This is a genomic window from Flavobacterium sp. 9R (genome assembly GCF_902506345.1).
Taxonomy (GTDB): Bacteria; Bacteroidota; Bacteroidia; order Flavobacteriales; family Flavobacteriaceae; genus Flavobacterium.
On sequence record NZ_LR733413.1, the window covers coordinates 1108625 to 1121081 of the forward strand.

11 protein-coding genes are annotated in these 12457 nt (G+C 34.0%); 8 read left to right on the forward strand and 3 right to left on the reverse strand.

Features of this window, described 5'->3' with window-relative positions; all coding sequences use genetic code 11:
* Positions 1–93 precede the first annotated feature (93 nt).
* Positions 94–2427 (forward strand): ATP-dependent helicase, encoded by a 2334-nt coding sequence (locus tag FLAVO9AF_RS04930; RefSeq protein WP_159685223.1) that lies wholly within the window; start codon positions 94–96, stop codon positions 2425–2427.
* Positions 2428–2526: 99 nt separating this feature from the next.
* Positions 2527–3147, forward strand: a complete 621-nt coding sequence (locus FLAVO9AF_RS04935; protein WP_159685226.1) for an L-threonylcarbamoyladenylate synthase — start codon at positions 2527–2529, stop codon at positions 3145–3147.
* Positions 3148–3401: 254 nt separating this feature from the next.
* On the opposite strand, the gene FLAVO9AF_RS04940 is transcribed toward FLAVO9AF_RS04935, so the two are convergent.
* From FLAVO9AF_RS04940 to FLAVO9AF_RS04950, 3 genes are all read right to left on the reverse strand, one after another.
* Positions 3402–4232: an OmpA family protein gene (locus FLAVO9AF_RS04940; protein WP_159685228.1), complete on the reverse strand. Its 831-nt coding sequence runs from the start codon at positions 4230–4232 to the stop codon at positions 3402–3404.
* Positions 4233–4303: 71 nt separating this feature from the next.
* A complete protein-coding gene (locus FLAVO9AF_RS04945) occupies positions 4304–5290 on the reverse strand; it encodes a glycosyltransferase family 2 protein (protein ID WP_159685231.1) in 987 nt (328 codons plus the stop codon).
* 8 nt (positions 5291–5298) lie between these two features.
* Complete coding sequence (locus FLAVO9AF_RS04950) at positions 5299–5763, reverse strand: type I restriction enzyme HsdR N-terminal domain-containing protein (RefSeq protein WP_159685233.1); 465 nt, start codon at positions 5761–5763, stop codon at positions 5299–5301.
* 92 nt (positions 5764–5855) lie between these two features.
* Here FLAVO9AF_RS04950 and holA point away from each other — a divergent pair, with 92 nt between their 5' ends.
* From holA to FLAVO9AF_RS04980, 6 genes are all read left to right on the forward strand, one after another.
* Positions 5856–6860, forward strand: coding sequence for a DNA polymerase III subunit delta (gene holA, locus FLAVO9AF_RS04955; RefSeq protein ID WP_159685236.1), 1005 nt, complete (start codon positions 5856–5858; stop codon positions 6858–6860).
* Positions 6861–6866: 6 nt separating this feature from the next.
* Entirely contained in the window at positions 6867–8885 is a 2019-nt protein-coding gene (gene pulA, locus FLAVO9AF_RS04960) for a type I pullulanase (RefSeq protein WP_159685239.1), read from the forward strand.
* Between the two features lie 70 nt (positions 8886–8955).
* Positions 8956–9138: a CAL67264 family membrane protein gene (locus FLAVO9AF_RS04965; protein WP_159685243.1), complete on the forward strand. Its 183-nt coding sequence runs from the start codon at positions 8956–8958 to the stop codon at positions 9136–9138.
* A 25-nt stretch (positions 9139–9163) separates the two neighbouring features.
* Positions 9164–10858, forward strand: a complete 1695-nt coding sequence (gene ettA, locus FLAVO9AF_RS04970; protein WP_159685245.1) for an energy-dependent translational throttle protein EttA — start codon at positions 9164–9166, stop codon at positions 10856–10858.
* A gap of 214 nt (positions 10859–11072) precedes the next feature.
* Positions 11073–11615 carry a hypothetical protein gene (locus FLAVO9AF_RS04975; protein ID WP_159685248.1) on the forward strand — a complete coding sequence of 181 codons (543 nt, stop codon included), beginning with the start codon at positions 11073–11075 and terminating at the stop codon, positions 11613–11615.
* Positions 11615–12457, forward strand: coding sequence for an ABC transporter ATP-binding protein (locus tag FLAVO9AF_RS04980; protein ID WP_201296278.1), 843 nt, complete (start codon positions 11615–11617; stop codon positions 12455–12457). Before FLAVO9AF_RS04975 ends, FLAVO9AF_RS04980 begins: the two co-directional genes overlap by 1 nt.

Sequence of the window (12457 nt, forward strand, 5' to 3'; positions counted from 1 at the left end):
AAGTCATTACTTTTAAATTTAGTAAATTGTTGGGAGCCATTCGGAATTCCTACTTAAATCCTTATTTTTGCCTATCTTTAATAAAAATCATTCATGCATCAATATATCGATCAGCTTAACGAAGCCCAACGTGAACCAGTACTTCAAAAAGATGGACCAATGATTATCATCGCTGGTGCAGGGTCTGGAAAAACAAGGGTTCTAACCATTCGTATTGCCTATTTAATGCATCAAGGAATTGACGCTTTCAATATTTTGTCGTTGACGTTTACCAATAAAGCGGCTCGAGAGATGAAAAATAGAATTTCTCAGATTGTTGGATCTTCTGAAGCCAAGAATTTATGGATGGGAACCTTTCACTCAGTTTTTGCAAGAATATTGCGTTCAGAATCAGATCATCTGGGCTATCCTTCTAATTTCACGATTTATGACTCTCAAGATTCTGCTCGATTGATTTCTGCAATTATTAAAGAAATGCAATTAGATCGTGATATTTATAAACCAAAACAAGTGTTGGGTCGAATTTCGAGTTATAAGAATAGTTTGGTTACGGTTAAAGCCTATTTTAATAACCCAGAATTGATGGAAGCCGATGCCATGTCGAAAAAACCACGCTTGGGAGAAATTTATCAACAATACGTTGAACGCTGTTTTAAAGCTGGCGCAATGGATTTTGATGATTTGTTGTTGAAAACCAATGAGTTGTTAACTCGATTCCCAGAGGTTTTGGCTAAATACCAAAATAGATTTCGATACATACTCGTAGATGAGTACCAAGATACAAATCATTCACAATATCTAATTGTTCGTGCTTTATCAGACAAATTCCAAAATATATGTGTGGTTGGAGATGACGCACAAAGTATTTATGCTTTTCGAGGTGCCAATATCAATAATATTTTGAATTTTCAAAAAGATTATGAAGGGGTAAAAACGTTTCGATTGGAACAAAATTATCGTTCTACCCGAAATATTGTAGAGGCCGCCAACACTATCATTGATAAAAATAAAACCAAGTTGGACAAAGTGGTTTGGACAGCCAATGACTTTGGTCCCAAAATAAAAGTAAATCGCAGTTTAACTGACGCAGAAGAAGGCCGTTTTGTAGCAAGTACTATTTTTGAGCAAAAAATGCAAAATCAGTTGCATAACGGTGCTTTTGCCATTTTGTATAGAACAAATGCGCAATCTAGAGCAATGGAAGACGCTTTGAGAAAAAGAGATATTCCGTATCGTATTTACGGTGGATTGTCTTTTTATCAAAGGAAAGAAATCAAAGATGTTTTGTGTTATTTACGCTTAGTAATTAATCCAAAAGATGAAGAAGCTTTGATTCGTGTGATTAATTATCCTGCGAGAGGAATAGGGGATACTACTATCGAAAAGTTGACGATTGCAGCCAATCATTACAAGCGTTCGATTTGGGAAGTCATGCAAAATGTAGATAAAATTGATTTGAAATTAAACTCGGGGACAAAACAAAAATTAGCCGATTTTGTGACAATGATTCAGAGTTTTCAAGTCATTAATGAGAATCAAGATGCTTTCTATATTACCGATCATGTCGCTAAAAAAACAGGCTTGGTTCAAGAATTAAAAAAAGATGCTACTCCAGAAGGAATGGCTAAAATTCAGAATATTGAAGAGCTCTTAAACGGTATTAAAGATTTTACCGAAGGGCAAAAAGAAATTGATGGAGCTCGTGGTGCATTGTCTGAATTTATGGAAGATGTTGCCTTAGCAACCGATTTAGATAAAGATACCAGCGATGAAGATCGTGTAGCTTTAATGACGATTCACTTAGCAAAAGGATTGGAGTTTCCTCATGTCTTTGTAGTTGGAATGGAAGAAGATTTGTTTCCAAGTGCCATGAGTATGAGTACTCGAAGTGAATTAGAAGAAGAACGAAGATTGTTTTATGTGGCTTTAACACGTGCAGAGCATCAAGCTTATTTGACTTATGCGCAATCTCGTTATCGTTGGGGAAAACTAACAGATAGCGAACCATCACGATTTATTGAGGAAATTGATGGCCAGTATCTAGAGTATTTAACTCCAGCTGAGAGTAATTATCGCTATAAGCCACAAATTGATAGTGATATTTTTGGTGATGTAGATAAATCAAAACTAAGATTAGCTAAACCCGTTGCAGGTACACCTCCTAAGTATATTACTAGTAATGAGCCAAAACCTGAAGCTGTTATTCGTAAGTTAAAGCCAATGGGAACTTCAACTTCCTCTGGAAGCACCAATTTGTTTGACAATCAATTAGTGGTTGGAAATGTAGTAATGCATGAACGTTTTGGTAAAGGACAGATTCTAAACTTAGAAGGAGTTGGAGCAGATAAAAAAGCCGAAATTAAGTTTGAAGTAGGAGGAATTAAGAAATTATTGTTGCGATTCGCAAAATTAGAAGTGATCGGATAAAAGCAGTTAAAAGTTTATAAGAAATTGTACTATTTTTACTTATTAAATCTGTAAATTACTGGTATAAATTCGATTTTTCAAATAAAAACATAATCCGAGATGGCACAATTTATTAAAATATACGAAGATAAGCCTAATGAAGCTGCGATTGCGAAAGTAGTTAAAGTACTTCGTGATGGTGGATTAGTCATTTATCCAACAGATACTGTATATGGTTTGGGTTGCGATATAACCAATTCAAGAGCATTAGAGAAAATTGCAAAAATTAAGGGAATCAAATTAGAAAAAGCCAATTGGTCGTTTATTTGCCACGATTTGAGTAATCTGTCGGATTATGTCAGACAAATAGATACAGCTACTTTTAAGATTTTAAAAAGAGCTTTGCCTGGTCCCTATACTTTTATTTTACCTGGAAATAATAATTTACCAAAAGAATTCAAGAAAAAAACAACCGTTGGAATCAGGGTTCCAGACAATAATATTATTTTAGAATTAGTTAGACAATTGGGGAATCCTATTGTTTCTACTTCCATTCGTGATGACGATGATGTTATTGAGTATACAACCGATCCTGAGTTGATTTTTGAAAAATGGCAAAACTTAGTTGATATTGTGATTGATGGTGGATATGGAGATAATATTGGTTCAACTATTGTGGATTTGTCTGATTATGAGCCAGTTGTTGTAAGGGAAGGAAAAGGGACTTTAGATATTTTATAAAAGGGAATGGCTTTAATGTCGAATTTTTCTTAAAATATTGAATAAAAACTTTGTTTTTTTGCAATATTTCATATATTTACTACAATGATTCTATTGAAATAAATTAAAGCATACAATAGTATGTTATTCTTGATATATTTAATTGGTTATTAAAACAATATTGAGGGTACATAATGGGCAGGTCGAAAGACCTGCCTTTTTTGCATAAAAAAAGCGTCTTATAAAGACGCTCTTAAATAGTATCGAATAAACATTTATTGTTGTTTCTTCATTTCTTTTTCAATCATATCATAGAATTGATCAATTTTAGGTAAAACTACAATTCTTGTTCTTCTATTTTTAGAACGATTCTCAGGTGTGTCATTTTCTACTAATGGAACATAAGAACTTCTACCTGCAGCGATTAATTGAGCTGGTTTTACACCTAAATCATTAGTTAATACACGAATAATAGAAGTAGAGCGTTTTACACTCAAATCCCAGTTGTCTAATAAAACTCCATTACTTCTGTAAGGAACATTATCAGTGTGACCTTCAACCATACATTCAAAATCAGGCTTGTCATTTACTACTTTGGCAACTTTGGCTAACACAGCTTTAGCTTTATCAGTTACTTCATAGCTACCGCTTTTGAATAATAATTTATCAGCAATAGAAATAAAAACAACTCCTTTTTCAACATTAATTTCAATATCTGGATCAGAAATTCCAACAGAACTTTTTAAACTAGTCACCAAAGCAAGTGTCACACTGTCTTTTTTGGTTAATGCATCTTGCATTCTACTAATTTTTAAATCTTTCTCTTTGATTGTTTCTAAGGCTTTTTCAATGTTTTCAGCTCCTTTTGTAGTAAGAACTGTCATATCTTTTGAAGTATTGATCAATAATTGATTCTTCTCTTTCAAACCTTCTACAGTAGCTGCTAAACCTGCTTTCTCTTCTAAGCAAGAGTTCAATTTAACTGTAGCAGAATTTAATAAATCTTGAGTTTCTTTGTTTTTAGCTTCCAAATCTGTGTACTTTTTCTTGGACACGCAAGAGGTTAACAAAGTTAAAACCGACAAAGCAATTACTATTTTTCTCATAATTTTTATTTTAATGATGTTTTACAAAGTTAAATCTTAATATGAATACCTAGGTATAAAATATTGTTAAACTAGCTTTCAAAAACAGTGCCATTCTTAATAAAATAAGTATAGACGATGCTATTTACCTTGTAATATGACTTTTTTTGATAAGCTCCTCTCTTTTTAAATTGCTTGCTAAAATACTGATAAAAAGCGAAATGCGCTTTCAAAATTGCCAAAAAATGTTTAGGCTTACCTTTTGCTAAAAATTGTAGCCCTGCAATTCCATCCAATACCATTCTAAGAAAAAGGGTTTGGTATAAAGTTGCTTTTGGTAAATTTTTGGTCAACATAAACAATGAATTTCTAAAATTCAATTCTGTTTTTCTTGGATTACCTTGTTGTAATGTTGCTCCTCCTACGTGGTAAACAACGGAATTTGGAACATATTTTATAATATGACCTAAATTGATGGCTCTCCAACACAAATCGATTTCTTCTTGATGCGCAAAAAAATCGGAATCAAATCCGTTTAATTCGTGATAAATTTCTGAGCGAATAAAGAAACAAGCTCCAGATGCCCAAAAAATTTCGATACTATTATCATATTGTCCGTTATCTTTTTCAAGCGTATCAAAAATACGTCCTCTGCAAAACGGAAAACCATATTTGTCAATGAAACCACCTGCAGCACCAGCATACTCAAAGTATTCTTTGTTTTTAAAGTCTAATATTTTGGGTTGGATGATAGCTGTTTTGGGCTCGTTTTTAAACGTTTCGATAATTGGTTGTAACCAATTGGCAGTAACTTCAATATCTGAATTTACCAAAGCATACAGATCGGCGTCTACATTCTGTAAAGCTTCGTTGTAGCCCCCAGCAAATCCATAATTGGCTTTATTGATAATGATTTTGACTGAGGGAAAATTAGCTTTCACGTAAGCCACAGAATTATCTGTAGATGCATTATCAGCCACATAAATGGTGGCTTCTGGTGAATATTGAATAATCGTTGGAAGAAATTGTTCTAAAAGAGATTGTCCATTCCAATTAAGTATAACTACGGCTAATTTCATGGTTGAATTTAAGAAGTTTGTTGAGATATAGGACCATATTCTGGGATTGATCTTAGGAATTCGTATTTTTCATTTTCGAAATCCATTGTGCAATAATAATGATTCAAACCATTGGTTACCATCAAAAATTGGGATTGTAATGTCATATTGTATTGTGCAATTTGATCAAAAGTAGCTTGACTTATAGTGATATGTGGAGCTTTACATTCTATTAATGCGTGAATAGCGCCATTAGGATTAAAAATTACAATATCATAGCGCTTTCGCAAACCATTAACGTGTAGCACTTTTTCTACATTTATTAAGGATTTTGGGTATTTTTTTTCTTGCATCAAAAATTGAACTACATGCTGACGTACCCATTCTTCAGGAGTAAGAATGATAAACTTTTTACGTATTTCATCAAAAATAGACACTTTATTTTCGCTATTTTTGAATCGGAAAGAGTAAGAAGGAAAATTAAGTTCTTGCATACTGCAAAAATATAAAATTGTTTTAGGTTTTGAGTCTAAAGTTTCACGTTGTTGAAACAAGGCCTGAAATTAGAAACTCGAATAAAAATAGAATGGACGAAGTAATAAAGATTGTTAACGATATAAAAGCTGGAAATATTAAACCTATTTATTTTTTAATGGGTGAAGAACCTTATTATATTGATAAACTATCTGATTATATTGAGGAAACAATTTTAACCGAAGAGGAAAAAGGATTTAATCAAACGGTTTTGTATGGTCGTGATGTTTCTGTAGAAGATATTGTAAGTACCGCCAAGCGTTATCCAATGATGGCAGAACGTCAAGTGGTGATTGTAAAAGAAGCTCAAGAACTTTCGAGAACCATTGATAAGTTAGAAAGCTATGCCGAAAATCCAATGCCTACAACCGTTTTGGTGTTTTGTTACAAGTATAAAACACTAGATAAACGAAAAAAAGTCACCAAAGTTTTGGCTAAAAATGGTTTGGTGTACGAAAGCAAGAAATTGTATGAAAACCAAGTTGGAGATTGGATTAAAAGAGTATTGGCAGGAAAAAAATACGCTATCGAACCCAAAGCTTCAGCGATGTTGGTCGAATTTTTAGGTACCGATTTGAGCAGAATCAACAATGAGCTTGAAAAACTTAAAATCATATTGCCTGCTGGAAGTACCATTACAGCGCATCATATTGAGGAGAATATAGGTTTAAGTAAAGATTTTAATGTTTTTGAATTTCGAAAAGCGATTGGAGAAAGGAATCAACTAAAAGCGTATACCATTGCCGAGAATTTTGCACAAAATCCCAAAGACAATCCCTTAGTAATGACAACAGGATTGATTTTTAGTTTTTTTGTGCAACTACTCAAATATCATGGATTGAAAGATAAAAATCCAAAAAATGTAGCGGCTGTATTAGGTGTTAATCCATATTTCTTAAAAGATTATGATGTGGCGGTTAAAAATTATCCGATGAGAAAAGTTAGCCAAATTGTTGGCTCTTTACGAGATATCGATGTAAAAAGCAAAGGAGTAGGAGCCAATGCACTTTCGAATGGTGACTTGCTAAAAGAAATGTTGTATAAAATTTTCAATTAAGTACATATGACTACTTTATTAAAAAATATCATTTTGAGTATTGGATTACTTTTAATGATGCCCTGGGCTAAAGCTCAAAATTCTAAAACGAATACTATAAAATACACCTCATTTGATGCTTATCCAGTGTATTTAAAAGAGGATTTAGGGATTACTTATTCTCCCCAAAAGACGATTTTAAAGCTGTGGAGTCCTAATGCTGAAGAAGTTCAGTTACATCTTTATGCAAAAGGCAATGGAGGCAATGCTATTGCTACAAAAAATTTAACTTACGAAACCAAGACAGGTGTTTGGGTAATCGAATTAAAAGGAGATTACCATAATATCTATTACACTTTACAAGCAAAAAATGAAGGTAAATGGTCTAAAGAAATGCCCGATCCTTACGCCAAAGGAGTTGGGGTTAACGGTAACCGTGGGCTAATTTTTAATCCAAAAAGTATAAATCCAACAGATTGGAAAAAGGACAAACAGCCTGAACTGAAATCTGTTGCTGATATTGTTTTATATGAAGCTCACGTTCGTGATTTTTCTATAGATCCCTCTTCAGGTATCAAAAACAAAGGTAAATTTCTTGGTTTAACAGAAACCAACACTAAAAATAGTTATGGCGAAAGTACTGGATTAGATCATCTAAAAGAATTGGGAATTACCCATCTTCATTTGCTTCCAGTTTTTGATTACAAATCTATTGACGAAGCTACTTTAGATAAGCCACAATACAATTGGGGGTACGATCCACAAAATTATAATGCTCTAGAAGGTTCTTATGCAACCGATCCTTTTGATGGGTTGGTGAGGATTAAAGAATATAAAGAAATGGTGCTTGCGTTGCATCAAGCCAATATTCGATTGGTGATGGATGTAGTATATAATCACACTAGCTCCACTGATATTTTTGACCAATTGGTTCCAGGTTATTATTACAGAAATTGGACTGATGGTAAACGTTCCGATGCTTCGGCTTGTGGAAATGAATTTGCTTCTGACAGAATTATGGCGCGTCAATTCATGCTTTCATCGCTAAAATATTGGGTAAAGGAACATCACGTTGGTGGTTTTCGCTTTGATTTGATGGCTATTCATGACATCGAAACTATGAATTTGATTTCAAAAGAACTCAAAAAAATTGACCCCACCATTTTCTTGTACGGAGAAGGCTGGACGGCAGGAGATTCACCACTTCCTTTCGAGAAAAGAGCCTTGAAAAACCATGTGAAGCAGTTGAATGATATCGCCGTTTTTTCAGATGATATAAGAGATGGGGTAAAAGGACATTGGTCTAATGTTGAAGATAAAGGATTTGTAAGTGGGAATAAAAATCTCAAAGAAATAGTAGAATTTGGTATCGTTGCTTCTACTAATCATCCACAAATAAAGTATGATAAAAGCAGAAGTTATGCACAGTTTCCATATGCTGATAACCCAACTAAAGTTATTGGTTATGTTTCTTGCCACGATAATAATACTTTGTTTGATAAGCTAAAAATTGCCAATCCTACTGCTTCTGAAAAAGAATTGGTGGTAATGGATAAATTGGCGAATACTATTGTTTTGACTTCTCAAAGTATTCCTTTTTTGCATATGGGTGTTGAAATGAAACGTACTAAAAAAGGAGTTGAGAATTCCTATAATTCCCCAGATAGTATTAACAAAATCGATTGGAATTGGAAACATGAAAACAAAGAATTGTATCACTATTATAAAAATTTAGTAGCACTTCGTAAAGCGCATCCCGCTTTTAAAATGACTACAGAAAAAATGATACAACAGCATTTGGATTTTTTAAGTACAAATGATCCTCTATTAGTAGGCTATACATTAAAAAATTATGCCAATGGTGATGCTTGGAAAAATATAAGAGTATATTATAATGGTGATACTGTTGAAAAAACAAGTGCATTGGAAGGAACTTGGACAATTTCTTGTAATGGTGAAGCAATTTCTCTAAAATCAGGGGAGAATACTCAAAATCAAACCGTCACTATACCTGCTCATAGCGCAATGATTTTATATCAGGAATAAGAATTTTGTTCCAAAATCTATAAAAAATAACGATATTTGCAGTTCCGAAAAAAAATAAAATACCACGATTATGGGAATGAATAAAAATACCATCTTAGGATGGGCTACATTTATAATGATTTTAATGGGATTATTACTTATAGCATTGGGGGCTTTTCGCTACAGAGACGTATCTGGATGGGGATTTGCAGCGGTTGGAATTGGATTTTTAGCCAATGCTTGGGTTTTTAGCTCTTTGAAAGGACGTGTATAAAACAATAAACAAATAAACTTAAAATATGTCAGACGATAAGAAGGTCATTTTCTCGATGCAGAAATTGAGCAAAACCTATCAAGGTGCAGATAAACCGGTATTAAAAAACATCTATTTGAGTTTCTTTTATGGAGCCAAAATTGGTATTTTGGGTCTTAATGGCTCTGGTAAATCTTCTCTTTTAAAAATTATTGCTGGAGTTGATAAAAATTATCAAGGGGATGTTGTTTTTCAACCTGGCTATACCGTTGGTTATTTAGAGCAAGAACCAATTTTGGATGATTCCAAAACAGTAATTGAGATTGTTCGTGAAGGAGTTGCTGAAACTATGGCAGTTCTTGAAGAATACAACCAAATCAATGACTTGTTTGGTCTTGAAGAAAACTATTCTGATCCAGACAAAATGGACAAGTTAATGGATCGTCAAGCTGCTTTACAAGACAAAATCGATGCTTTAGGTGCTTGGGAAATCGATACCAAATTAGAGATCGCCATGGATGCTTTACGTACTCCTGAAGGTGATACACCAATCAAAAATCTTTCAGGTGGAGAGCGTCGTCGTGTAGCTTTATGTCGTTTGTTATTACAGCAACCAGATGTATTGCTTTTAGATGAGCCAACCAACCACTTAGATGCCGAATCTGTATTGTGGTTAGAACAACATTTAGCACAATATGCAGGAACTGTAATTGCAGTGACACACGACCGTTATTTCTTGGATAATGTGGCAGGTTGGATTTTGGAATTAGATCGTGGAGAAGGTATTCCTTGGAAAGGAAACTATTCTTCTTGGTTGGATCAAAAATCGAATCGTATGGCTCAAGAAGAAAAAGTGGCTTCTAAACGTAGAAAGACTTTAGAGCGTGAGTTGGACTGGGTACGTCAAGGTGCAAAAGGTCGTCAAACCAAGCAAAAAGCGCGTTTGCAGAACTACGACAAACTTTTGAATGAAGACCAAAAACAATTAGATGAAAAATTAGAAATCTATATTCCAAATGGTCCTCGTTTAGGAACTAATGTGATTGAAGCGAAAAATGTTGCCAAAGCTTTTGGAGAAAAGCTTTTATACGACAACTTGAACTTTACTTTGCCTCAAGCAGGAATTGTTGGAATTATCGGTCCGAATGGAGCTGGTAAATCAACTATTTTCAAAATGATTATGGGTGAACAACAAACGGATAGCGGTGAATTTACTGTTGGAGAAACCGTAAAAATCGCTTATGTTGACCAATCGCATTCAAATATAGATCCAAATAAATCGATTTGGGAAAATTTTGCCGATGGACAAGAATTGATTATGATGGGGGGTAAGCAAGTGAATTCTAGAGCTTATTTGTCACGTTTCAACTTTGGAGGGGGCGAGCAAAACAAGAAAGTATCAATGCTTTCTGGTGGAGAACGCAATCGCTTACACCTAGCGATGACTTTGAAAGAAGAAGGTAACGTTTTGCTTTTAGATGAGCCTACGAATGATTTGGACGTAAATACGTTACGTGCACTTGAAGAAGGTTTAGAGAATTTTGCTGGTTGTGCCGTAGTTATTTCGCACGATAGATGGTTCTTAGATAGAATTTGTACACACATTTTAGCGTTTGAAGGCGATTCAGAAGTGTATTTCTTCGAAGGTAGTTTCTCTGATTATGAAGAAAACAAAAAGAAACGTTTAGGTGGCGATTTGACCCCAAAACGTTTGAAATACAGAAAATTGATTAGAGGATAAAACTAATCAACAATTTTTTCAATCCACTATCTACTCTTGAAGTAGGTAGTGGATTTTTTTATGCTGATATTTTATTTTCTATTGTAAAAAATATTTCGTTTTTAATTAATAGTTTTTTCTTATTTTGGTAAAGTATTTATTTAGAACTCAATAAAGAAAATGTTTGGTGATTGATACTAATGAGTTCAAAGAAAATAAATCCTCAGTTTAATTTATGATTATAGCAAATTTACCCAAACAACCGCCATTATTTATTTCCTATTTGAAGGTGGGTAAATTGTTGTATTATTCTTTGATTCTTTTTGTTCTTGAAGCTTGGTTTTATGGTGTGCAATTGCGCTATGCTTTGTTACATCAAGGTTTGTTGTTAATCATTTTATGGATAGCATGTTTCTTGTTCTCCTTTTTCCATATTTTTTTGGTCTTAGCGGATGGTTGGTCTCGTTTTCAAAACTATAAAAGAGCCAAAGATCAGTTTTTTATCCACGGATTTAACAGACGTATTTGTGATACCTATATCATCTCAAAATGCCAACGGATGGCTGCACTCGTAGCTGCTGAAGAGTTAGGATTGGAAAAACAAGTAATGGAATATTATACACAAAAAGGAGTAAAATGGTATCATTTTATCCCTTATTTTATGGTAAATGATCCTTTGTTTCTATTTAAAAAGAAGTTTTGGAATCGTACTTTTTTGGAACCAAGTTATCGTTCTAAGTTTAATTTCAACACAATCCAAATGAACATTTCGCAATAATGGATGTACAAAATATTTACAAATCGTATGGTAATTTAGAAGTACTTCGCGGGGTTTCTATGCATTGTGCACCAGGTGAAATGGTTGGTTTGTTGGGGGCCAATGGTGCAGGAAAGACAACTTTATTCAAAATTATTTTTGGACTCATTCAACCAGATAGTGGGACGGTAACCTTGCCTCAACATCACGCAAAACCATTGGGTGGAATTATCGAAAAGCCAGGTCTTTATGAATACCTTTCAGCGGCAGAAAATATCAAGTTGTTTGCTGGTTTGCAAGGGATAAAAGCGACCACTGCTTTTGTTAATGAATGCCTTTTACAAGTGGGACTTGATGCTAAACGTAAAGATCCTGTAAGTCGTTTTTCAATGGGAATGAAGCAAAGGTTGGCTATTGCAATAGCATTGTTAAATCAGCCAGCGGTTTTGGTTTTAGATGAACCTTTTAATGGGTTAGACCCAGTAGGAGTGGCTGCTTTGCGTGATTTGATATTAGAGCTCTGTGAAGAAAAAAAACTAGCCATTATTTTATCCTCTCATATCACTGAAGAATTGGCCAAATGCTGCCACCGTTTGTATGTGCTCAAAGGTGGTGAAATGATTCACAGTGGTCCTACCCAAGACATTCTTTCAACTCATACCATTGGATATGCTCTGTATGGAAAAGGAATAAGTAGTGCACAAGCCCTAAAAAACTATTCATTCAAGATACGAGGTCAAATGGTGTGGGTAGCCATTGACTCAGATAAAATTAGCAAACTACTGCAAGATTTACTTATTGAAGGTATTAGTGTAGAATCTTGTATTCCTGATTACAGTATGAAAGAACTTTTTGAAATATAG